This window comes from Geomonas oryzae (assembly GCF_004117875.1).
Lineage (GTDB): Bacteria > Desulfobacterota > Desulfuromonadia > Geobacterales > Geobacteraceae > Geomonas > Geomonas oryzae.
Genome location: NZ_RAHW01000003.1, coordinates 265,686 through 289,329 on the forward strand (window position 1 = coordinate 265,686; position 23,644 = coordinate 289,329).

16 protein-coding genes are annotated in these 23,644 nt (G+C 64.6%); 2 read left to right on the plus strand and 14 right to left on the minus strand.

Features of this window, described 5'->3' with window-relative positions:
• Positions 1-60 precede the first annotated feature (60 nt).
• Positions 61-1,692, minus strand: coding sequence for an ABC-F family ATP-binding cassette domain-containing protein (locus D6Z24_RS09420; protein ID WP_129126330.1), 1,632 nt, complete (start codon positions 1,690-1,692; stop codon positions 61-63).
• Positions 1,693-2,035: 343 nt separating this feature from the next.
• Here D6Z24_RS09420 and D6Z24_RS09425 point away from each other — a divergent pair, with 343 nt between their 5' ends.
• A complete protein-coding gene (locus D6Z24_RS09425; protein WP_129126331.1) occupies positions 2,036-2,407 on the plus strand; it encodes a hypothetical protein in 372 nt (123 codons plus the stop codon).
• On the opposite strand, the gene D6Z24_RS09430 is transcribed toward D6Z24_RS09425, so the two are convergent.
• The 8 genes from D6Z24_RS09430 to D6Z24_RS09465 form a co-directional block, all read right to left on the minus strand.
• Positions 2,404-2,637, minus strand: a complete 234-nt coding sequence (locus tag D6Z24_RS09430; protein ID WP_129126332.1) for a hypothetical protein — start codon at positions 2,635-2,637, stop codon at positions 2,404-2,406. The genes D6Z24_RS09425 and D6Z24_RS09430 overlap by 4 nt on opposite strands.
• A 20-nt stretch (positions 2,638-2,657) precedes the next feature.
• On the minus strand, positions 2,658-3,353 hold the full coding sequence (locus tag D6Z24_RS09435; RefSeq protein WP_129126333.1) for a YggS family pyridoxal phosphate-dependent enzyme: 696 nt from the start codon (positions 3,351-3,353) through the stop codon (positions 2,658-2,660).
• Positions 3,354-3,363: 10 nt separating this feature from the next.
• The gene (locus tag D6Z24_RS09440; RefSeq protein ID WP_129126334.1) at positions 3,364-3,942 is read right to left on the minus strand and encodes a Maf family nucleotide pyrophosphatase; all 579 of its coding nucleotides are present in this window, start codon (positions 3,940-3,942) and stop codon (positions 3,364-3,366) included.
• Between the two features lie 141 nt (positions 3,943-4,083).
• The gene (locus D6Z24_RS09445; RefSeq protein WP_129126335.1) at positions 4,084-4,281 is read right to left on the minus strand and encodes a hypothetical protein; all 198 of its coding nucleotides are present in this window, start codon (positions 4,279-4,281) and stop codon (positions 4,084-4,086) included.
• Between the two features lie 43 nt (positions 4,282-4,324).
• A complete protein-coding gene (trmFO, locus tag D6Z24_RS09450) occupies positions 4,325-5,635 on the minus strand; it encodes a methylenetetrahydrofolate--tRNA-(uracil(54)-C(5))-methyltransferase (FADH(2)-oxidizing) TrmFO (protein WP_129126336.1) in 1,311 nt (436 codons plus the stop codon).
• 436 nt (positions 5,636-6,071) lie between these two features.
• Entirely contained in the window at positions 6,072-8,411 is a 2,340-nt protein-coding gene (gene topA, locus D6Z24_RS09455; protein WP_129126337.1) for a type I DNA topoisomerase, read from the minus strand.
• A gap of 25 nt (positions 8,412-8,436) precedes the next feature.
• Positions 8,437-9,516: a DNA-processing protein DprA gene (dprA, locus tag D6Z24_RS09460; RefSeq protein ID WP_129126338.1), complete on the minus strand. Its 1,080-nt coding sequence runs from the start codon at positions 9,514-9,516 to the stop codon at positions 8,437-8,439.
• A 19-nt stretch (positions 9,517-9,535) separates the two neighbouring features.
• Positions 9,536-10,537: a LysM peptidoglycan-binding domain-containing protein gene (locus D6Z24_RS09465; protein ID WP_129126339.1), complete on the minus strand. Its 1,002-nt coding sequence runs from the start codon at positions 10,535-10,537 to the stop codon at positions 9,536-9,538.
• A gap of 440 nt (positions 10,538-10,977) precedes the next feature.
• On the opposite strand from D6Z24_RS09465, the gene D6Z24_RS09470 reads away from it, so the two are divergent.
• A complete protein-coding gene (locus tag D6Z24_RS09470) occupies positions 10,978-12,216 on the plus strand; it encodes a peptidase U32 family protein (protein WP_342782635.1) in 1,239 nt (412 codons plus the stop codon).
• On the opposite strand, the gene D6Z24_RS09475 is transcribed toward D6Z24_RS09470, so the two are convergent.
• The 5 genes from D6Z24_RS09475 to D6Z24_RS09495 all read right to left on the minus strand — a co-directional run bounded on the left by D6Z24_RS09475 (position 12,213) and on the right by D6Z24_RS09495 (position 23,433).
• Complete coding sequence (locus tag D6Z24_RS09475; protein WP_129126340.1) at positions 12,213-13,157, minus strand: GGDEF domain-containing response regulator; 945 nt, start codon at positions 13,155-13,157, stop codon at positions 12,213-12,215. The genes D6Z24_RS09470 and D6Z24_RS09475 overlap by 4 nt on opposite strands.
• A gap of 159 nt (positions 13,158-13,316) precedes the next feature.
• On the minus strand, positions 13,317-15,173 hold the full coding sequence (locus D6Z24_RS09480; protein ID WP_129126341.1) for a sensor histidine kinase: 1,857 nt from the start codon (positions 15,171-15,173) through the stop codon (positions 13,317-13,319).
• Positions 15,170-16,411, minus strand: coding sequence for a hypothetical protein (locus D6Z24_RS09485; RefSeq protein WP_129126342.1), 1,242 nt, complete (start codon positions 16,409-16,411; stop codon positions 15,170-15,172). Before D6Z24_RS09485 ends, D6Z24_RS09480 begins: the two co-directional genes overlap by 4 nt.
• Positions 16,408-22,188: an OmpA family protein gene (locus D6Z24_RS09490; RefSeq protein WP_246014619.1), complete on the minus strand. Its 5,781-nt coding sequence runs from the start codon at positions 22,186-22,188 to the stop codon at positions 16,408-16,410. Before D6Z24_RS09490 ends, D6Z24_RS09485 begins: the two co-directional genes overlap by 4 nt.
• A 33-nt stretch (positions 22,189-22,221) precedes the next feature.
• A complete protein-coding gene (locus tag D6Z24_RS09495) occupies positions 22,222-23,433 on the minus strand; it encodes a COG1470 family protein (RefSeq protein WP_246014620.1) in 1,212 nt (403 codons plus the stop codon).
• Positions 23,434-23,644: the final 211 nt, after the last annotated feature.

Genomic DNA, 23,644 nt, shown 5'->3' on the forward strand with positions numbered 1-23,644 from the left:
CCTCCCCCTCCAGGGGAGGGGATGCCGGATGATGGGCGTGTCCTGGCGCAAAGCGCGGTTTTAGACGTGGTGGCGGTGCTCGGTCTTGGAGAGGTAGTAGTCGTAGTCCCCCTCGTAGAGGCGCATCTCGCCGTGGTCCACCTCGATGACCCGGTCCACCAGTTCGCGCAGGAAGTGACGGTCGTGGCTCACCAGGATGACGGTCCCCTGGAAGTTCGAAAGGGCGTCGAGCAGGATCTCGCGCGAACGGATGTCCAGGTGGTTCGTCGGCTCGTCGAGAACGAGGAAGTTCACCGGACGCGCCAGGAGCGTCGCCAGCACGACGCGGCTCTTCTCGCCGCCGGAGAGGTTCTCGACGCGCTTGTCGACGTCGTCCCCCTGGAAAAGGAAGGAGCCCAGGAGGTTACGGATGACGCCGATGGTGGCGAGAGGGATGACGTCCTGCACCGTTTCGAAGATGGTCTTCTTCGGGTCGAGGATCTCCATGGCGTGCTGGCTGAAGTAGCCGAGCTCCACGTTGGCGCCGAGCGCCACGCTGCCGCAGGTGGCCTCGGTCTGCCCGGCTATGGTCTTCAAGAAGGTCGACTTGCCGGCCCCGTTCACACCGACCACGGCGATCTTGCTCAGGCGCTTGATGACGCCGGTCACCCCGGAGAAGATGGGGTGCTCGCTCCCGTCCGGGTTGGGCCAGCTCTTGCCGAGGTTATCCATGATGACGACGTCGTCGCCGCTGCGCGGCGGTTCGTTGAAGACGAACTTGACCACCTTGTCCTCGGGGGGGATCTCGATGCGGTCGATCTTCTCGATCTTCTTCACGCGTGACTGCACCTGGGCGGCGTGGGAGGCGCGGGCGGCGAAGCGGGCGATGAACTCCTCTTCCTTCGCGAGCATCTCCTGCTGACGCTTGTAGCTCGCCAAGAGCTGCTCGCGCCGGATGTCGCGCTCGCGCTCGTAGAAATCGTAATTGCCGCCGTAGGTGGTGACGGTCTTGTTGGCCACCTCGACGATGCGGGTCACCACGCGGTTCATGAAGTCACGGTCGTGGCTCGTCATGAGAAGCGCGCCCTTGAACTCGCTGGCTAACCACTCCTCAAGCCAGATGATCGATTCGACGTCCAGGTGGTTCGTCGGCTCGTCGAGAAGAAGCACGTCCGGCTGCAGGGTGAGTATGCCGGCGAGGGCCACGCGCATGCGCCAGCCGCCGCTGAAGGATTCAACCGGGTTGTGGAAACGGTCCGGGCCGATGCCGAGGCCGGTGAGGACTTCCTGGGCGCGGGAGTCGAGATCGTAGCCGCCGCGATGCTCGAACTCTTCCATCGCGACGCCGTAGCGCTCGAGAAGGCTCGCCATGTCGTCGTCGGACATGGGTTGCCCCATCTGCTCCTCCATCTGCTTCAGCTCGCCCGCCAGGCGCACCGTCTCCGCCGAGACCGCCATCACCTCCTGAAGGGCGGAACGTCCCGCCATATCGCCGATGTTCTGGGAGAAGTAACCGATGGTGGTCTTCTTGCCGACGGTGATCTCACCGGCATCCACCTCTTCCTCGCCGGTGATGATCCGGAAAAGCGACGTCTTGCCGGCGCCGTTGGGACCGACGAGCCCCGTCCTCGTACCGGGAAGTATCTGGAAGCTCGCCTCGCGGAAAAGTACCTGCGAGCCGTGTTGTTTCGTGATGTTGGAAAGGTGGATCATGCTTTCTCCCTGGACCGATTTTGAACTTTCCAGCGTTAGCATGAACGCGCGGCAGTGACAACTTAATTTTTGTCAAGGTGCGGGGGAGTGTGGTTCGTATCCGCCTTGGGTGACGCGGGGTGTGCGTCATTTAGCGTACAGATGGGACAGCTAGTGTGCAAATGCCGGACAGTCGGCAGGAAGCGGCGCGGCGGCGAACAGGTGTGCGAGGGGAGGCGTCGAGGATAAGTATCGGTAATGGCGGGAGAAACGGAGTTAATGAGAGATAATGTCGCAGGCGCCATTTTGGGCCTTCTTTGTGCTTCTGCGAGAGGGAAGCCTTGAGTGCCACAGGGAGGGGAATATGAACATCTATAGCGCGCTGATGATGTCCGTAACCATGATCATGACCGCAGTCATGCTGCCTCGCATCTACTTTTCCTGGATCACGGCGCAGCATTGCGACGAAGCTGAGATCGGCCAGCTGGAACAGCTGCTCGCTGAGCAGAACCGCTGGGTCTGGCGCCACTTCGGTTGCGCGACCCTTGCCGTCGCCATGATCTGGATGGCGCACAACTCGCCGAACGACCTGGGCATCCCGGCATCGATGGAGATGACGCTTGCCTGCTACGCCACGGTTTCGCTCTTCTTCGCCGTGCTGGAATCGCTCATCGCCCAGAAGGTGGCGGCGTACCTTGCCCTGGTCCCGGTCGCGATGAGGGAAGAAAAGGACTAGCCCTTCCCGATGAAGCGCTCCACACCTCGCCTGAGCAGGTTGGCGAGGTAGATGGAGACGAACATGATGAGGGCGACGTTGACGAACCTGGTCCAGACGGGATCGCCGCCGACAGTCGCCCTCGCGGCGCTGTGGTAGAGATAGAAGCCGCTTCCCACCGCCCCGACGATGGCGCCCGCCGCCACGAAGGGGCGTCTTAGTTTCGAGACCGTTTTTTCCTTTTGTTGCACCTTGATTCCCCTTCCCGGCCTCAGTGGTATTGGCGCTCGCCGAAAAGCGCCGAGCCGACACGCACCAGGGTAGCCCCCTCCTCGATCGCCGCCTCGAAATCCCCGGACATCCCCATGCTGAGTTCCCGCATCTCGACGCCGTCGATCGCTGCGCCCGCCACCGCTTCGGAGAGCTCGCGCAGCTTTCTGAAGAAGGGGCGCGCCAGCTCCGGTTCGTCGAAGAAGGGGGGCATCGTCATGAGGCCCACGATTTTCAGGTGCGGCAGTTGCGCCACCTCGCGCACGAGACCTATGAGTTCCTCGCTGCTGGTCCCGCCCTTGGTTTCCTCACGCGAGATGTTCACCTGGATCAGGATCTCGCACACCTTTCCCAGGGCGCCCCACTGGCGGTCGATCTCCTTTGCGAGGCTTGCGCGGTCCACCGAGTGGATCAGCTCGACCTTCCCGGCGATCTGCCGCACCTTGTTGCTCTGGAGGTTGCCGATGAAGTGCCAGGAGATCCCTTCCGGCAGCTCGTCGAGTTTACCGACCAGTTCCTGGACGTAGTTCTCGCCGAAGATGCGCTGGCCGCAGGAGTATGCCTCGGCGATGGCCGCGGCAGGCTTGGTCTTGGAGACGGCGACGAGCCGAACCTCCTTCGGATCACGTCCGGCCCTGAGTGCGGCCTTTGCGATGCGCCCCTCGATCGCTTTCAGGTTTTCGGTTATCTCGCCCATGGCACCCTCCTTACTGCGGCAACGCGCCCATTACCCTTAACTGCTCAACCACCTCGCAAAGCGGCAGCCCGACGACGTTGGTGTAGGAGCCGTCGATCTTTTGCACCATGTGGGCGGCGCCACCCTGGATGGCGTAGGCGCCCGCCTTGTCGAAGGGACAACCGGTGGCGATATAGGACTCGATCTCCTCGTCGCGCAGTTGCTTGAAGTACACCTTGGTGCGGACCGCTTTGACTACGGCGCCGTCGCGCTCCCGGTCGTAGATGGCGAAACCTGTGACCACCTCGTGCGGCACCCCGGAGAGTTTCTTCAGCATGCGGAAGGCGTCGTCGTGGTCCTTGGGTTTCCCCATGATCTCGCCGTCGCAAAGGACGATGGTGTCGGCGCCGAGGAAGAAGCGGCCTTCGGTCTTTGCCGATGCCGCACGGGCCTTTCCTTCGGCCAGACGCAGCACGTGGTCCACCGGTTCCTCGCCCGGAAGCGGGTCCTCGCAGATGTCGGCGGGGACGACGCGGAAGTTGATTCCTGCAGATTCGAGAAGCTCGCTGCGCCGGGGGGAGGCGGAGGCGAGGATTATGCTTTGGGTCATGTCGGTGCTCCTTGCAATTTACGTCGGACTATTAAGCGGGGTGATCAAGGCAAATCCCCCCTGTCCCCCCTTCGCAAAGGGGGGGACGTCAGGCCACATACTGCGCTGCGTGGGCTGCTGGGCGGTTGGGCGGATAATCATTCAGCCTTTACGGCGTTTGCAGAGGCGGTAGACCAGGACTACTAGCAGGATGGCGGCGGCGCCCAGGGCGGTTCTTTTATGGCTGCCGGTGGCGAGACCGTAGATGAGCGAGGCTACCCCCATCACGAAGATCAGGGCCTCAAGGGACAAAAGCCGGCCGACCACGCTTATTTCCTGACTCTCCTTGTTCCCCGTCATGACGCCCTCCCCTTCCCTCGCGGCGGCTAGGCTGTCACTACAGCTAGGCCGACACCTCGGGAAGCCATTTCTCCAGTGCCTCGAGACCGCGCTGGGCCAGAAGTCCACGCTTCTCTTTCTTCTTTATGCGCCCGATAAGGGGCGGGAAAAGCCCGTAGTTCACGTTCATGGGCTGGAAGTGCTCGGCCTCGGTGTTGGTGATGTGCCGGGCCAGGGCGCCTATGGCGGTTTCGGCGGGGGGGACGAGGAGCGTCTCTCCCAAAGCCAGACGCGCGGCGTTGACGCCGGCCACGAAACCGCTCGAAGCGGACTCGACGTAACCTTCCACGCCGGTGATCTGCCCGGCGAAGAGGATCCTTGAATCCTCCTTCAGCTGGCAGGTGGGGAGCAGAAGCTTCGGCGCGTTTATGAAGGTGTTGCGGTGCATGGAACCAAGGCGCAGGAACTGGGCGTTCTCAAGGCCCGGGATCATGCGGAAGATCCGCTTCTGCTCGGGCCAGGTGAGCTTGGTCTGGAAGCCGACCAGGTTGTACATGGTAGCTTCCATGTTCTCCTGGCGCAACTGGATTACGGCGTAGGGCTCGACACCGACGCGCGGGTCGACGAGCCCTACCGGCTTCATGGGACCAAAGCGCAGCGTCTCGACGCCGCGGCTCGCCATCTCCTCGATAGGCATGCACCCTTCGAAGTGCACCACCTTCTCGAAGCTCTTCGGCTCCACCTTCTCGGCGGCGATGATCTCCCGGACGAAGTTTTTATACTGCTCCTCGTCCATGGGGCAGTTCAGGTAGTCGTCGCCGTCACCCTTGCCGTAGCGCGAGGCGCGGAAGGCCTTGTCGTAGTCGATGGAATCGGCGGCGACGATGGGGGCGATGGCGTCGTAGAAGTAGAGGTAGTTGCCGGTGAGGCGACCGATCTCCTCGGCGAGTGCGCCGCTCGTCAGGGGACCCGAGGCGACGATGACGATCCCCTCTTCCGGGATGCGGGTGATCTCCTCGTGCACCACCTCGATGTTCGGGTGGGACTCGATCTTTTTGGTCACGTATTCGGAGAAGAGCGTGCGATCGACGGCGAGGGCGCCGCCGGCGGGGACCTTGGTCGCTTCGGCGCCTTCCATGAAAAGGGTGTGCAGCCTGCGCATCTCTTCCTTCAAAAGACCCACCGCGTTCTCGAGGGCATCGCCTCGGAGCGAGTTGGAGCAGACCAGTTCTGAGAGGCCCGGGAGGTGGTGCGCCTCGGAATAGTTGTGCGGTTTCATCTCGTAGAGGCGGACCTTCACGCCGCGTTGTGCCGCCTGCCACGCCGCCTCGCAACCGGCGAGACCGCCGCCTATAACAGTAACTTCTTGCATCATTTCTCCAGTAAAACTTAAAGGCTAAAACCAAAACCATTTAACAGGGATAAAGGGGATACAGGGGATAAAACCAAAACCTTTTCTCACGCAAAGACGCAAAGGCGCAAAGAGAGACAAAAAAACCTTTTTGGGGTTAAACCTTAAAACCTGTCTCGCGCAAAGACGCTAAGGCGCAAAGAAAAACAAAATCCTCTTCGGGTTAAACCCAAATCTTGTTGCTTTTGCCTTTATCCGTGTTCATCCCCTTCATCCCTGTTAATCGGGGTCAAGGTTTTGCCTTTGCCTTTCTTTGCGTCTTTGCGTCTTGAGTGAGCGCAGCGAACGGGCGTGACGAACGGGGGGACAAAATAAAGACGGGGCCCGAAGACCCCGCTTGTGCGTAACCCAAAACCTGCGACAAAGGGGACAGGCACCTGCGGAGCCAGTCCCCTCGCAGTTACTCCTTGTTGCTCTGGTAGTCGCACCCTTCCTTGGGACACTTCAGGAACTCGCCGGTACGCTTGTACACCTTCTTCACCAGAAGCGGGAAGCCGCACTTCGGACAGGGCTTTTGCACCGGCAGATCCCACAACGCGAACTTGCACTCGGGATACCGGTTGCACGAGTAAAAAAGCTTCCCGAAACGGGACTTCTTCTCGATCAGCTCTCCCTTGCCGCAGGCGGTGCAGGTGATGCCGGTCCCCTTGGGCTTCACCAGGGGCTGGATGTTCTTGCAGTTCGGATAAGCGGAGCAGGCGAGGTACTTCCCGAAACGCCCTTCCTTGATGAGCATCTTGCTGCCGCACTTGTCGCAGACTTCCTCGGAGACGACCGGCTCGGCCACCTCTCCGGTCTCCTTGTCGAGACGACGGATGTAACGGCACTCGGGGTAACCGCTGCAGGCGAAGAACTTGCCGAACTTGCCTAGCTTCACGACGAGCGGCTTGCCGCACTCGGGGCAGACCTCGTCGGTCGCCTCGGTGGTCAGGTCGGACTTGCTCACCTCTCCTTCTTTCAGCTTCAGAAGGTTGATGAACGGCCCCCAGAACTCGTGCAGAAGCGGTCGCCACTGCTTCTCGCCGCGCGACACCATGTCGAGCTCTTCCTCGAGGTTCGCGGTGAAGTTGTAGTCGACGTACTGGTTGAAGTGGTTGGTCAAAAGATCGGAAACCACCATCCCCACGTCCTCGGGGAAGAAGCGCTTCTTGTCCAGGCGCGCGTACTTCCTCTCGGTGAGCGTGTTCATGATGGAGGCGTAGGTGGACGGACGCCCGATGCCGTACTCCTCCAGGGTCTTCACCAGGGTCGCCTCGGTGTAGCGCGGCGGCGGCTGGGTGAAGTGACGCTCGGGGAGGAGTTCGTTCAGCTTCAGGATGTCCCCCTCGGCCATCGGCGGGAGCATCCCTTCCTTCTCCTTGTCCTCGGCCTCGTCGTCCACGCCCTCGATGTAGAGCTTCATGAAACCGGCGAAGCGGATCACGGTGCCGGCGACGCGGAAACGGAAACCGGGCCCCGCGGTGATCTCGACGGAGGTCTGGTCGAGGAGCGCCTCGGCCATCTGGCAGGCGACCGTCCTCTTCCAGATCAGGTCGTAGAGCTTGAACTGGTCCGAGGTGAGGAACTTCTTCAGCTCGATCGGGGTCTTGGAGATGTAGGTCGGACGGACCGCCTCGTGGGCCTCCTGGGCGTTCTTCGACTTGTTCTTGAAGAAGCGCGGCTTCTCGAGGGCATATTCCTTGCCGTAGAGCGAGGTGATGACGCTCTTCGCCTCATCGAGGGCCACGTTGGAAAGCGCCACGGAGTCGGTACGCATGTAGGTGATGAGACCTACGTGACCGTCGCCGATGTCGATGCCCTCGTAGAGCTTTTGCGCCGTTGACATGGTCTTCTTGGCGGAGAAGCCGAGCTTTCTCGCCGCCTCCTGCTGCAGGGTAGAGGTGGTGAACGGCGGCGACGGCGAGCGTTTCCTCTCGCTCTTGGTGACCTTGTCGACCCGGTATTCGGGGTCGACCGGTTTTTGCACCACGAGCGGCGCGCCCTTCTCGTCACCCTCCTGGAGCGGGAACTGGCGCCCACCCAGCAGCCCGAAGAGCCGGAAGGCGGCGTCGCGGTCCGGGATGTCGAACTTGGAGAGTTTCTTTCCTTCCGCCTCGACGAGCGCCGCGGTCAGCCCCTGTTTTTTGGCGGTCTCGAGCCGCGCACCGATGGTCCAGTACTCCTGCTCCTTGAAGGCCTGGATCTCCTTCTCGCGCTCGCAGATGAGCCTCAGTGCCACCGACTGGACGCGCCCGGCGGAGAGGCCGTAGCGGATCTTCTTCCAGAGAAACGGTGAGAGGGTGAAGCCGACCAGGTAATCGAGGATGGAACGTGCCTGCTGGGCGTCGACCAGTTCGAGCGCGATGCCGCGCGGGTTTTGCACCGCGTGGACGATGGCGTCCTTGGTGATCTCGTGGAAGACGACGCGCTTGATCTCGAAGGGGGGCTTCTTCTTGCCGTCGAGCCCGAGCGCCGCCAGAAGGTGCCATGAGATGGCCTCCCCCTCGCGGTCGGGGTCTGTTGCAAGCAGCAGCGCGGAGATACCCTTCATCTCCTTCTTGATGGCGTCGATGTGCTTCTTGCTTTCGGGGAGAACGGCGTACTTCGGCTCGAAGTCGTGCTCCACGTCCACTGAGCCCTGCTTGCTCGGGAGGGCGCGCACGTGACCGAAGGAGGCGAGCACCTTGTACTCGGGGCCGAGGAATTTTTCTATGGTCTTCGCCTTTGCGGGCGACTCGACGATGACGAGATTTTGAGACATGTAACCACCTGGTAACGGTATTGGTTCAGACCGGCGCGAAACGCTTGCCGGGAAGCTGAGTTATCACACCCTTCACTTCCAAGCGCAGTAAGGTAGCGGAAACCTCGCCGGCTGTCAACGCGCTCTGCGCGATGAGTTCGTCGATCTCCAGCACGCCCTGGCAGATGAGGGCGTAGAGTTCGGCCTCCTGCGGGGTGAGCGGGAACGACGGGGGCTTACCTTTGGGATGGGTGACGCGGGGCTCGATGGAGAGTTCCTCAAGGATGTCCTCCACCTGCTGCACCAGCTTCGCTCCCTCCTTGATCAGGGCGTTGGCGCCGCGGCTGCCGTTCGCGGTGACGTTGCCCGGTACGGCGAACACCTCGCGTCCCTGCTCGAGGGCGTAACGCGCCGTGATGAGCGATCCGCTCGCCTCCCCCGCCTCGACGACCACCACGCCGCGCGACAGGGCGCTTATGATGCGGTTGCGCGCAGGGAAGTGCTCCGGCATAGGCTCGCTCCCCATCGGGAACTCGCTGATGACGGCCCCGTTCTCGCAAAGGGTGCGGTACAGGACGTCGTTCTCCGGGGGATAGATCACGTCGATGCCGCAGCCAAGGACCGCGACGCTTCTTCCTCCCGCCTTGAGCGCTCCCCAGTGGGCCGCGGTATCGATGCCGCGCGCCATGCCGGAGACCACGGTGATCCCCTGCCCGGCCAGTTCGCGCGCCAAAAGTGTCGCGGTGCTCTGCCCGTAATGCGAGGCGCGCCTGGAACCGACCACGGCTACCGCGGTCTCGCTGCCGTCCAGTTCCCCCATCAAATACAGGTAGGGGGGCGGGTCCGGGATCTCCATCAAAAGGCGCGGGTAGCGCCCGGAGAGGATGTCCACCACCTGCACCTTTCGCGCGGCAACCTTCCCGCACTCAGCCTGCGCAAAGGGGGCCCAGTCATGCTCCGCGATGGATGCGGCCGCGGCGGCGCTCACCCCTTTCACGGCGACAAGCTCGCGGTACGGCGCCTTAAGCGCCGCCTCGGGTGAGCCGAAGTGCGCGAGGAGCCGCAGGAAGGTGACGTTTCCCACCTGCGGGACCGATTTCAGGGCGAACCAGTAGTAGTGATCCATGGGGTCACCCCCTTTGGCGTCACCTGCTCTTTTTCATCTCCACGCGGTCGCCGCGGTACACGGTGTCCACGCTCTTCACTATCACGGCGGTGGAGCTGTTCATCCCGGTGGAAACCACCACGAGGGCGCCTACCACCTCGACCGGGAGCTTGTCGATCTTCACCTGGGTGTAGCGCTGGTCGGGCACCACGTCGCGCACGATGTAAAGCATGTTGCCCGGCTGCACCCCTTGCGCCTTGCCGAGGTCGAGGAACACCACGTCGTTCACGGCGAGGGCCTGGTTCCCGGTCTGGGTCTGCACGATGTAGCCGGTGAGGTCGCGGTCGGCGGCTCTAAGCGGCACGGTCAGCTTGCGCTCCTGGTACGGCATCAGGAAGGATCCTGCGCTGATCTCCTGGAACGATCTGGTGACGATCGCCTTGGAGGCCTTCTCTTCGACCTCGGAGAGCTGCAGCTCGCCAAGCGGCATCACCTGCTGCCCGAGGATCACGTTGGTGACCGGGTGGCTCACCGGACCGATCTTCTTGTAGATGAGGAAGCGGTCGCCGGGGTTGCCGCCGTTCACCCGCCCGATATCGGTATAGACGATGTCGTCGGCGCCTACCATCTCGCGGTTCTGATAAAGGGAGATGATGATGCCGGAGGGCTTCATCCCGTTCTCGATGAGAAAGCCTTCGCTGCCGTTCACCGCGAAGGTCGCCGCCTGGGGCTCCTCGCGCGGCTCCTGGGGCTTGGGCTGTTCCGCCTTGGGAGGCGCCGGGATCGGTTCGATCTCGATGCGGTCGGAGTAGATGCGCACCTTCTGCCCCGGATAGATGAAGTGCGGGTTGCCGACGGTCTGGTTGTTCGCCCAGAGGTTCGGCCAGTAGTAGGGATCTCTCAGGAAGCGCTGCGACAGCCCCCAGAGGGTGTCGCCGGGGACTATGGTGTAGATGGTGGGTTGTTCCTGCGCCGCCGCAACGGGTGCGGTGGTGGTGAGGCAAATGAAGAGCAGTGCCGCCAGACCAAGGTATTTTCTCATAGGCTCCTTTAGGGGCTTGAACACCCCACCCTCCTCCTCGGGCACGTGCGCCGCGAGGTCTGTGCAAATTGATACAACGGCTTCATGACAACAGGCGGTACAGAGACGGCCAAATCATTAATTAGTATTTTGCCGTCTTATAAAGGGTAACGCGACCGGAGCGGGCCGGTAAAACCGCGATGAGAGCGGGTCGGCAAAGGTGCCGTTTCCCGGCCTAAAGTGTGAGAGCCGAGAAAAATTTAACATAATTAAAGCGTTTTGCCTCGCAATGTCAAGGATAAAGACCTTTTGGGGGGTTCATTATCGCCGCGCTCTATGCTACGTTGTCCCGGTGCAGGACCGGCGCCAAGGCCGGCAGCCCCACAGATCCACAGGCAGGTATGGTTACGGGAGTGAAGGTGACGCAAGAAGAACAGGGTAAGGCGACGTTGCAGGAGAAGATGCAGGGCGGCAGGACGGCGGCAGGCAGGATGAAGCCCGAACTACTCGCTCCGGCCGGGAACATGGAGAAGCTGAAGGTGGCGATCCGCTATGGCGCGGACGCGGTGTACCTCGGTGGAAAGGCCTTTGGTCTCAGAAACCTCGCGGGTAACTTCACCAGGGAGGAACTCGAGGAGGCTGTGGCCTACGCGCACGCGCACGGCGTCAAGGTGTATCTCACCGTGAACGCCTTCGCCGACAACGCCGATCTGCCCGAGCTCGAGCGCTACCTCGACGAGGTCGCCCACATCCCCTTCGACGCCTTCATCGCCGCCGACCCCGGCGTCGTTGCGCTCATCGCCGAGCGCCTCCCAGGACGCGACATCCATCTCTCGACCCAGGCCAACACGACCAACTGGCGCTCCGCGCGCTTCTGGCAGTCCCAGGGGGTGACCCGGGTGAACCTCGCCCGCGAGATGTCCCTCGAGGAGATCGCCGAGACGGCGCGGCGCTGCGACGTCGAGCTAGAGGTCTTCGCCCACGGCGCCATGTGCATCTCCTACTCGGGGCGCTGCCTCCTCTCGAGCGCCATGACCGGGCGCGACGCCAACAAGGGGGAATGCACCCAGCCATGCCGCTGGAACTATTCCATCGTCGAGGAGACCCGTCCCGGCGAGTACTTCCCGATCCACGAGGACGAAAGCGGCACCTTCATCTTCAACTCGAAGGATCTCTGCCTGATCGAGCACCTTCCGGCGCTCGTGGAGAGTGGCGTGCACTCGCTGAAGATCGAGGGGCGCATGAAGGGGATCTACTACGCGGCGAGCGTGATACGGATCTACCGCGAGGCGCTGGACCGCTACTTCGAGGACCCGGAGGGTTACCGGCTGGAGCCGCACTGGCTCGAGGAGCTCGCCAAGGTGAGCCACCGCGGCTACACCACCGGCTTTCTCTTCGGCAAGCCGCGCGACGTCGACCACGAGTACCTCTCCTGCTACGTGAGAAACTACGAGTTCGTGGCGCTCGTGGAGGAGGGCTTTTCGGAAGGGACGCAGGTGCTGGTGAGAAACCGCCTCAAGGTGGGGGACGTCCTCGAGCTGATCGGCCAGGGGGCGAGCTTCACCCGCTTCACCCTCACCGGGATGCGTGACCTCGATGGGACGCCGCTCAGCGTCGCGCACGCGAACCAGCGCGTGGTCCTCGAAGGGGTGACCGGCGCAGGGGAATTCGACCTGATCCGGCGCGAGAAGATCGACTAGCCTCCCACCACCCGGTTCCGCCCTTCGTTCTTGGCCCGGTAGAGAAGCTGATCGGCGCAGGACAAAAGCGCCGCCGCATCGGCGCCGTCTTCGGGGAACCCGGCGACGCCGATGCTCACCGTCACCCGCCCGAGCGGCTGGGTCTCCCCCCCCGCAAAAGGGTGCTCCGCCACCCGGCTGCGCAGATCCTCCGCGACGTTCAAGGCAAGCTCCTTGCCGGTCTCCGGAAGCAAAAGCACGAACTCCTCGCCGCCGTAACGCGCGGCCAGGTCACACGCCCGCGTGTTCGCGGTCAAAAGTCCGGCGAGCCCCTTCAACAAGCGGTCCCCCTCGGGGTGGCCGTGGGTGTCGTTGTAATGCTTGAAGTGGTCGACGTCGAAGAAGATCAGGGAGCAGCGCTTGTCGTAGCGTTTCGAGCGCGCCACCTCCTGCGCCAGCGACTCCTGGAAGTAGCGGTGGTTGTACAGCGAGGTGAGGCCGTCGCGCACCGCCATCTCCTTCAAGGCCCGGTTCGCCTCCTGGAGGTCCTCGTTGGCGCGGGTCAACTGTTCCAGGAGTTCCCGGTTCTGCGCCACGAGGCGCGCCTTCTCCGCCGCGCGCCCCGCCACCGCCGAGATGAGGTCGAGGCTCTCGAACGGCTTCACGAGGTAATCGTAAGCGCCTGCGCGCAGCGCGGTTAAGGCGGAATCCAGCGAGGCGTGGCTCGTCATGATCACCACCTGCGTGTCCGGGTTGTGCTCCTTGATCTTCGTCAGAAGCTCGATGCCGCTCATACCCCCCATCCGGATGTCGGTGATCACGAGCGGGTGCGAACCGGAACGAAACGCCTCCAACGCCTCCTCGCCGCTCGCCGCCTCGGATACCTTGAAGCCGTCGGCGGTCAGCACCTGGGACACCACGCTCCTCAGGGTCTCCTCGTCGTCAACAACCAGCAGATGCATGTCCGTCCTCCTCTACCGCGGTGTTGTTCTTTATAGCCCGCCCCCTCAAGCACCAATGCAAATCCCCCCTGCCCCCCCTTCGCAAAGGGGGGAACGTGGGGCCATCTTCCCTGCTTCGAGAGGAACGCTTTACTGTACCCACCCTACAAGCGCGGGGCTTTACGCCGCCTGCACCTGCGCGGGCAGGGTGATGATGAAGGTCGTCCCCACACCCTCCTCGCTTTCCAGGCGGATCTCGCCGCCGTGATCCTTCACGATGCCGTAGCTCACCGAGAGCCCGAGACCGGTCCCCTGCCCGGCGGGCTTGGTGGTGAAAAAGGGATCGAAGATCTTTTCCCTGATCTCTCTCGGGATGCCGGGGCCGTCGTCGGCCACCCGGACCTCGACCCCTCCCGCGTCCAGTCGTTTCGCGCTCAGGCGCACGGTCCCCGCCGCCCCACCCATCGCCTGCTGCGCGTTGATCATCAGGTTCATGAGCACCTGCTGCAGCTGGTTCGCGTTGCCGCGGCAGAGGGGGAGCCCCTCCTCGACCTCCTTTTCCACCTTCACGCTGTTGATCCCCAACTGGTGGTCCACGATGGCCAGGGCGTCGCTCAGCACGAGGGCGATGTCCACCGCGGAGAACTCGACCTGCTCCTGGCGCGCGAACTTGAGGAGGTTCTCGATGATGGTCTTGCAGCGCTTGGTTTCCTTCTCGATGATGTGCAGGTTCTTCTCCAGCGGGTGCCCGCTCTCCACGCCGCGCAGCGAGAGCTGCGTGATGCCCAGGATGCCGGCGAGCGGATTCTTCACCTCGTGGGCGATCCCCGCGCCGAGCGCGCCGAAGGCCGCCATCTTCTCCGACTGCACGAGCTGCCCGTAAAGCTCCTTGAGCGCCTGCTCGCGCCCTCTGAGCTCGGTCGCCATCCGGTTGAAGGAGTAGGCGAGAGCGCCGATCTCGTCACCGGAGGAGGCCGGCACCTCCACCTCGAAGCGCCCCTGCCCCACCATGCGCGTCGCCTCGGATAGCTTCTCGATGGGGCGGGTGAGATGGTGCGACCAGAACTGGCTCAAAACAGCGGCCCCCACCAGCAGGACCAGGGAGAGGACGAGAAGGTCCAGTAACAGCGCGCGCGAGGTGAGAAAGGCGGCGCTCTTTTTGATCTGCACCCCTACGGTGAGCCCCCCGGTCATGGTGCGGGAGAAACCTCCCACGATGGCGGCGCCCCGGCTCTCATACTCCCGGGTGAGCCCGGAGACGCGGCTCGCCTTTTTCACCCAGGGCCACCACTCCCCTTCCGGAACGCTCCCGACGCGCCCCGTTTCCGCGTGGGCGAGGAAGCGGCCGGAGGCGTCGACGATGAAGGTGTCGAAGACCCTCGAGCGGGTGGCGATGCGCTGCAGCCGGTCGAGCCTGATCACCGCGGAGGTGAGCACCGGTTCGCCCCCGTCCGCCGCAGGTTCTGCGATGGTCACCTTCATGGCTGGAAAGGAGGAGGAAACCGCGGCGAACGCCACGACCGGCTCCCCCCCGGTCACCGGGTTCCCGCCTGCGCTGCGGCTGGAAGCGGCGCCCGCACCTACCCCTACCTTGCCTTGGGGACTGGCTCCGCAGGTGCCTGTCCCATTGCCAGTCCTCAAGGCACACAGCACTTCCTCCCTCGTCACCCCGGCGGCATCCATGGCGGCCTGGTCGTAGACCTCCTCGTCGCCGTCGGGGGCGCTGCGGGTCACCATGACGAACTCGCCGAACTCCTCGAAGAGCCCCTTTAGCGCCTGTTCACGCCCCCCCATCTCCCGGTCCGCCATGAGGCGCGAGAAGAGCTTCAGCTTCTCGGTGTACCCGGACACCAGGGTCCCCGCCTCCTCGGCGCTGTGCAGCGCCATGGTCGAAGTGAGATCGTGGATGTAGGCGGTCTTGTCCTTTTGGAACAGTGTCGCCATGGTGAAGGTGATGAGGCTAAGCACCACGGAGACGACGAGGAGCTGCGAGAGCAGGATCTTGAACCTGAGCGGGAACTTCAGTCCGGTATTCATCGCACCACCTCCCCGGCCTGTTTGCCGTAGACGACGCGTGAGGCGTAGCTCGCGTTGCCGGTCTCATCCACCGCCTCGACCCGAATCAGGTTCACCCCGGCCTTCAGCATCAGTTCGTGGCTAAAGGCGCCGGTCGGGGCGGTACTGGCGTCCGCACCGTTCACGTAGACGCGGGAGCCGGGGCGGGAAGTTCCGGTCAGGCGGAAGGCGCCTACCGTGGTGCTTTGCGGCGGGAAGTCAACGGCAAGCGCCGGCGCTTCGGTCTCCTGCAAGAGGCGGCAGTTCCCGGGCCTGCTGAAACGCCCCTCGCGCCCGTCCTCGATACGGCTCACCCTCCAGTAGTAGTTCCCCGCATCCAGGGTGCCGGCGGTCACCTCCGGCGCGGTCAACTTCAAGTCCATGACGGGCTTCTTGAAGCCGGGCTCGGTCGAGAGCTGGAAGTGGTACAGGGCGCTCCCGCCGGTCCAGTTGAAGTGCACCCTCGGGGGAAGCATCCGGAACCGGTAGATGAGCTGGTCGTTTTTGAGCGCGGGGGGCGAGGGTAGCGGCAGCGCCGGACCGGCCGCCACGCCGCGCCTTAAAGTGATGCCGTAGTTCGCCGGAACGCGCACCGGGCCGTCCTCTCCCTCCACGTGCAGCCGGCCCGAGTAGACGACAAGGCTCGTTGCATCGTCGCCCAAGGGGGTAAAGCGGAAACGGGAGGAACCCGGCCCCACCCGCGCCAGGTGCCCCACGGCAGCCACCTCCATGCGCACCTTCTTCGAGGCGGAGAGGCACCCCTGCAGCTCCCCTTCCACGTGCACCCGGTAGGCCCGCGCAGCACCTCCCACCCCCTCGTTCAGGCGGGTGACCACGAGCATGGAGTTGCTTCCCAACGTGAGGTAGTCGCCGGGGGTGAATGAGATGGTGGCCCCGGAGCGGTCGAAGGTCTGCACCGCGTCGTGGTTGAAAAGGAGCATCCCTTCCCGGGCGTCCCCCCACGCCACCGAGTCGCCGCGCCGGCAGCGCACGTCCCGCACCAGGGTGGTGAGGGCGGCCTCGGGGCTTCGCGCAGCACCTTCGCGGAACGCGGGTTTGACGCCCGCCTCCCCAACGAGCTCGCGAAGCGGAGTACCGGAGGGGAAGACGGCGTAGAGAAGGAGCATGAAAAGCCAGAAGAGCGCGAGCACGAGGAGAAGCGCCGCGCCGGTCTCGGCGGCCAGCGTCGCAAATTTCTTGAAACGGAAACCGGCGCTCACTGTTTCACCTCCTCGGGCAGCATCTCCTTCTCGGAGCGCAGGCGCAGGTTCAAAAGCTTCGAGCACCCCGACCCGTTTCTGAGCACGACCCCCATGACGCGGTCACCGCTGCGTACCGGCACGTCGAGGACGAAGCCGCCCGAGCCGTCCACCGGGACCTCCGCGCCGTCCACTTCGAGCCGCTCGCCGGTGCCGACCGCACCCAAGAGGCGACAGCCGACCGAGCCGTCCATACCTACGCTCACACCGGAGGCGGAGCTCCCGAAGGGAACGACGACGGGACCCGCAGGGTGCGCGAGCGTCAGGGCCGGAAGCGGCAGCGCGGTGGCGAGGTAGCGCCCCTGGGCGTCCCCCATCTCGATCTGCAGCCGATCGGTGGCACCGGGGAGCGAGGTCTCGAAGCGCCCGAAGCCGTCCACGGGGAGGTCGCGCCCGTTGATGACCGCGAAGGGGCGCGTGCGGTAGCGGTCGTCCGGCGCCACTTCCTTCACCTGGCGGAAGTCCCCCTTCAGCTCGACGCGGCGGTTGAGCCTGCGGCCGGGAGTCGTGGTGTTGTCGGCCACCGGGCGCGACTTGCCGTACCAGCGCCTTAAAAGCCTTTGCGGGTCGATCCCTTCCACCCGGGCGAGGTAATCCGCCGCCGAGTCGCACCGCTTGCGCGAAAGCTCCATGTTGTAGGGGACGCTGCCGATGCCGTCGGTGTGTCCCTCCACGATCACCTTCTCGCGCGGGCGCTCGCGCAGCACGCGGGCCGCGCCGCTTAAGAGCCTCTTCGCCTCGGGGGTGAGCGCCCACTTGTCGAAGACGAAGGCGCCGCCGGCCAGGGTGAGGAGCACGGCCTCGCTGCGGTTCACCCCGAAGAGCTCGCGGCCGGTCCTGAACACCGAGCCGTCCCGGTAGGTGACCTGGAGCTGCCCCTGGTAGATCTCCCCCTCGACCACCTCCTTGCGGTCGGTCTCCCCGTCCCACGCGATGCGCGGCGGCGGCGCACCGATCCCGGTGAACGCCCGCAGCGTCTCCCCTTCCCGGTTCATCATGACGAGGTGCCATGAGGCGACCTCGTCCGCCGCTTCCACGGTCATCAGCAGCCCAAGCGGCACGGCGAACTTGTCACCTTTCAGCTCCAGCGAGGCGAGACGCTCGCGGGTGAGGGTGACCGCGGTGGAGGGAAGGCGCGCCGGAGAGCCGTTCACGAGCAGGGTGAAGAGCTCGGCGCTCCCGGAAACGGCCAGCGGCTCGTCGATCCGCTCCAGGGTGACCATCATGGCGGGGACGATCTTGGACTCGGGCACCGGCGCAGGTTCGGCCGCGACCGGTTCGGGTACCGGAGGGGGGGGAGGAAGCGGCATGACGCGAGCCTCTGAGCTCTCGAACATCTCCTCGTCGAACTTCACCTTGATCCCCACGAAAGGGCCCTGCCCCTGGTAGCTCTCGCCGGTCAGGTCGCGGTCGTCCAGGCGCGCGTAGTTATACCCGGCGGAGAGGACCACGTTGCGGTAGACCCGGTAACCGGCGCTCCCGACCGCGCCCAGGGAGTGCATCCCGGCGTCGTACTGGTTCAAAAGCTTCAAATAGGCGGAGAGTTCCCAGCGTTCGGCAAGGTCGTAGGAGATGCCGGCGAGCATCAGGTCGGTGTAGCTGTCGAGTCGCCCACCGGTCCCTTCGGACCAGCTCAGTTTCCCGGCGTATTTCCCCTGGGCGGTCCACCGGCTCACCAGGCGATAAGTGGGCTCGGCGGAAAGGATGAGACTGCGGTTGTCCGGAGCGCCGCTCAAGGTGCCGCGTTTCTCGACCTTGTAACGCAGGAGGGTGAGAAGCTGCCACGGGTTGCCGCCTGGGGGACGGAAAGCGCCGCCTATATAGCTGTCGACGACGAGGTCGTTTCCTTGGTCGGCGTCGCGGTCCCAGAGGGAGGCCTTGCCGACCAGGGTGAACGCTGGGCTCACCTTGAAGGCGGCATAGGCGCCGTACAGGGAAGCTGTCTCCTCGGGGCCGGTCCGTATCTCGTAGCGGCCGGTCAGCTTCACATCCTTTGCGCGCAGGTATTCCCCCGCCATGGTGAAGGCGGTACGGGTGCCGTTATTCCCCTGCACCGTCTGCACCCTTTCGAAGGTGGAGTTGACGAAGAGCCCCTGCGCCAGGCGGTAGCGGCTGTTCAGGCCGAGGATAGCCTCGCCGCGCTCCCCTGGGAGGGAGTTCTCGATCTGGTAGCCGGTGCGCGAGGCGAGGCTGAAGCCGTCACGCTCCATGAGCTTTGTGTGCAGGTCGATGTTTTCCTGCTCGGTGCTTCCGGCTACGCCGCTGGAGAGGCGGTAGCCGGTGGTGAGACGCATCCGCTCGTTCAGCGTGCTCTCGAGGCCGAAAACGGTGGCGTTGCGCACCAGGGGGGAACCCTCCTGGTATTCCTCGGTCAGGAAGGCACGGGTCCGGTCGTTCAGCCGGTAGTCAAGTTTCAGGAAGGTCTTCGTCTGGTACTCGGCGATGCTGGAGGAGGAGAGGAGCTGTTCGCGCCTGAGCGTCGCATCGAGCTTCGGACTCAGGGGTGCCTTGATCCTGCCCCAGACGAGGTCGGAGGAGCCTTCCTTGCCGTCGAGATCCTCGCGTATGATTTTCACCCCCGCGTCCGCGTCCAGAAGCGAAAACCTGCGCGAGGCGCCGATCTCGTTGCCGAAGAGCCTGCGGTCGCGCAGCTCGTCGCGCTGCACGAAGCTTTCCGCGTAAAGGCGCGTGTCGCGCGCGGCGCGGTAGTCCAGGCGGCCGCCGAACTTCACGGTCCCGGTCTCGTTACCGCTCATGGAGGGGTTTAAGAAGTCGGCTTCAACCTTGCGGTAATAAAGGGCAAGCGCCATCGGCTCGACGGGGCGCAGGGTGAGGTCGGCCTTCCAGGCGCTCCCCCTTCCCTTCTCGAGGTTCTCGCTCACCGCCCCTTCCCCTTTTAGGGAAAGCCACTCCCCCAGGCACCACCCGGCGTCGAGTCCGAAGAGGGTGGTGTCCTTCAGGGCGTGCTCCTCGACCACCGCGGTCCCCCCCAGGTAGGAGCCGTTGCCGGAGTCGAGGAGGGCGCGGCCGCCGTAGACGTAGCGTTTCTCGCCTCCCCCGGAGGCCTGGTACGTGATCACGATGGAGACCGGGTTCAGGTTCCGGTCCAGCGAGGGTACCGGCTCCTTGAAGAGGATGGTGCCGGCCAGGTAGTCGATCGAGTAGTCGGCGTAGCGGACCTTTTCGGTGATGGAGAGGACCCGTTCGGAGTGGTAGCGGTCGCGGACCTCGATGCGCACGCGCTCGCTGTTTTCGAAGACCGGCCTTTTGGAGAGGAGGTAGTGGCCGGAGGTGCCGTTACCCGGGATGTCGTCGCGGGTGATGGTCTCCTCGGTGCGGCTTTCGAACCCCTTCACGGTGAGGTGATCGCGGTTCACCTCGAACTTCGCGCCGTTCAGGGCGCGGTCGTAGCGGGAGAACTCGTTTTCGGAGAGGTCGGTGCGGTAGTCCCCCCCCATTATGTAGGAGCGTCCCGATTCGAGTTTGAGGTAGAGCTTTCCGCGCGACTGCGCGTCGTAGCCGATGTCGGTGGCGTCGCCGTAGACCGGGTAGTACTTCTCCGGGTCTATGGCCTGGAAAACGCCGTCGCGCCGCTCCTTGTGGGAGTCGTAGGCGGCGGTGAGGAGGTATTTGTCGAGGAGCTTGCCGCGGGTGAAGAAGGCGAGGCGTTCCTCATGGAAGATGCCGGAGTCGAAGCGGTCGTCCTTGCTGATGTTTTCCAGGTTGCCGCTTGTCGCCTTGGCGCCGACGGTCGCGGTCCCGAGGCCGACAAGGATCCAGTCGCGCCGGTCGTTGGCGGCTAGGGTGCCAGCCGGGGTGTTTGCCGGGGTGTTTGCCGGGGCGGGGGCGGCCATGGTCGGACCAGTCGGACCAGTCGGACCAGTCGGACCGGTCGGACCGGCCGCCCAAGCTCCACCGGCTCCACCGGCTCCACCGGCCACACCAGCCCCACCAGCGCCAGCGCCATACCCAGCGCCCCCAGCGCCAGCGCCAGCGCCCCCGGCAGCCCCAGCAGCCCCGGCAGGGGCGCCGGCGCCGCGCGACACCAGGGCAAAATCGCCGCGCACGGGGCCGCCGAAGGGGACCGTCACGAACTGGCTCCACCCCACTCCGGCAAAGGCGGTGTTGTAAGGCACCGATCTCAAACCGACCGCCAGGGTGCTCCGGTCGATCTTCAGCACGTGGTCCCCGGCGGATACGCCGGTGAAACTGTAGTTACCTTCGGCGTCGCTCCGGACGTAAGAGCCGTCCTCCAGATAGATGCGCACGCCGGGCTCCCCCGGCTCGCCGGGATCAGGAACACCGTTGCCGTTATGGTCCCTGAAGATCCTCCCCAGAATCACCGCCTTGTCCCCGAGGATGGAGGGGCGGACCTTCACCGCGGCACTCGCGGGGGGCGAGACGCTGCTGCTCCCGGCGGCGGTGACACCGGAGGCACGTGCCCAGTTCACACTCGTCCCCACCGGCACCTCGGCGGAAAGCACGAGCCGGTAGTTGAGGGTCTTCCCGGCGCCCGGGGCGAGCGCCCCGAGGTCCCAGGTGAGCTGCTGCGAGGCACCTGCCGGATCGCCGACGGAAAAACCGTCGACATGGCTCGATCCCTTCAGGTAACGGAACCCCCTCGGGATCCGGTCGCTCACCGTCACGTGCTCCAGCGCGGCCGCGCCGACGTTTTCCACCCGCACCGCGTAGGCGACGATGTCTCCCGCCTCTGCCACGCTGCTCCCGGCTTTTTTCGCGACCAAGAGGGCGCGCGCGAGTACGGTGTTGAAGGTGCTGTTGGTGAGGGTCGGCGTGGGGTTGATGCTGCTGGTGACGCCGGCCGTGTTGACGATGGTGGCGTTTCCAAGGGCGTCAAGGCGCACGACGGCGTCGAAGGAGAGCGCTCCGCTGAAACCGGCGGGAAGCTCGGGGATGTCGTAGATGAGCGATCGGCTGGCGGCGTCGTAGCGAACCGTCCCGGAAAGGCCGGCGGGAAGCAGGGCGCTCCCCTCCTGGTACTCGAGCAGGGCATCGAGCGGGTCGATGACGCGCACGCCGGAGACCGGGGCGGAGCCAGCGTTGGCGAGCGTGATCCGGTAGGAGAGGAGCGTCCCGGGAAGTACGGCGCCTGCGGGGGTAACCGACTTCAGGAAAGAGAGCCCCCCAGGAAAGGGGACCTGCACCTGGTCGTTCGTGCTGCTCGAACGCGCGGGAGAGGCGACCGAGGACGCGGTGACCAAAATGGCGGCGACTTTCCCTTCGCTACCGACAGGCGGCGTCACCCTGAGCACCAGGTCCACCGAGCCGCCGGCGGCAACCGGGCCTAACACCTGGACCCCTTCGGCGTTGGCGGGAACTGGGGTCACCCCGTCGGGGAGGTAGAAACGCAGTTGAGGCAGGGAGACCGTCTCCCCCCAGCTCCCCTGGAGCGTCGCTTTCAACTGGAAACTGTCGGAGAAATTCCCCTTGTTGGTGAGGGTGTGCGGAAAATCTACGGGAATGCCCGCCTTCGTGGTGGCGTTTCGGGGCGGGACCAGGTCGGGTGCGGCCAGGTCCTTCACCGTGATCACGGTCTGGTTGGAGCGCGCCTGCCGGGAGACCGGTGCCGCATAACGGGCGCCGAAATCGTGGGTGATCACCGTGCCGGACGGGGTCAGCGCGAGAGAAACGCAAGGCAGGGCGCAAAGAAGCGTACAGCCCGCGAGGCACGCCCGGATTGCCCCCCCACTCATGTACCGCCACGTCGGGATCTTCATCGGTATCCCCGATCAATGCATTATTTAATTCATCTATTGGACCCGCGCCTTGAAGAATATGTACACCGTCCTGCCGGGGGCGATGCTTCCTCCCGCCGCATCCCCCGCCCCCTGGCCGAGCTGGGCCACGATGCCCCCTTCCTGTATCCGGGCCGTGCCGCTCTCTGCGGCGGCGCAGGGGGTTCCCTCCCCGGCAGGTGAGATAGAGACGAAGAGGGTGTCGGCGGCGACGGAAAGCCCCGCCGGGATCGGGCTTTCCAGGTTTACTTTCGTTGCGGGGGCGGAACCGCTGTTGGTGACCCCCATCCGGTACTGGATCTCGTCGCCGGGAATCGCCTCGGCGCTCGCCTCGAAGACGCCCCCCCTGGTGATGTTGCGCACCGCTTCGGCAAGCCCTACTACCGGGGCGGCCGCCCTGGTCCCCACCTGGTCGCTGCCGCTTGCCCCCTCGCCCGTTGCGGAAAGGAGGTGGTCGCAGCGCGCCCCGTCGCTGCCGGACTCGGGGACGGTGACCGCCAGGAAGAAACGGAAGGACGCGCCGGGCGCCAGGGGCCCGGTAGTCGTACAACTGCGCGTTTCACCGGGCTGGCGCACCCCGTCCCCGGCGACGCCCCCCCCCGCCCCGTCGTCGGCGAAGAGCTCCCCTTTCCACCCGCTGCCGCCGCTCAGGGCAAGAGCGAAGCTGTTCACGGTGTTGCCGACATTGGTGACGGTGTACGGGTAGTGCACCACGGTGCCGGGACCACCCACGCCGTCCGGGGGGGCGGAAACGGTTACCGCGGCGGTCCGGCCGCAGGCGACGGTCTCGGTCTTAACCTGGTCAACGGCAAGGGGGGCGCCAGAAGAGACCGCGGTGAGGGGAACGCGGTAACTGGCTCCGAGGGTGAAGACGACGGGGGTCACCTGGACCACGAGCAGGATGGAGCCCCCCGGGGCAAGCTCCGGGGTAAGGTATCCCGCGCCGGAAATGGCAGCGGCGCGGTCCACCCCGCCGGGATCGGTGTAGCTGACCGTGAAGGCACTGCCGCTGCCGGGCCCGGTAACGAGGAAGCGGTCCGGCTGGTCGCCCGCGTTCACGAGCAGCACGGCAAAACGCGCAGGGATTCCGGAATAGGCGGCCTGCGACCGCGACTGAACGCTCGCGCTCCCCTCGTAGACGCCTCCCCCCAGGTAGGAGGCATCGGACTCGCCGGCGAGCCGGACCATGAGGTCGGGCTGGTACGCCGCAAAGGCCACGTTTCCCATGAAGAGCAGAATAACGGGAACGTACCGAAGCCACGAAAGGAGTCGTATCAAAGGGTTACGCACGCTGTAGTATTTATTAATTTCAATTAATTTCATAACCATGAAAAAATAACAGAGGATCGGCGTGAGGCAACCGGGGAAAGAAAAATTGTCTTTTGTGCGTCCGGATGGTATGAACGAAGGCCGGACGCGAAGGCGTCCGAGGGGGGAA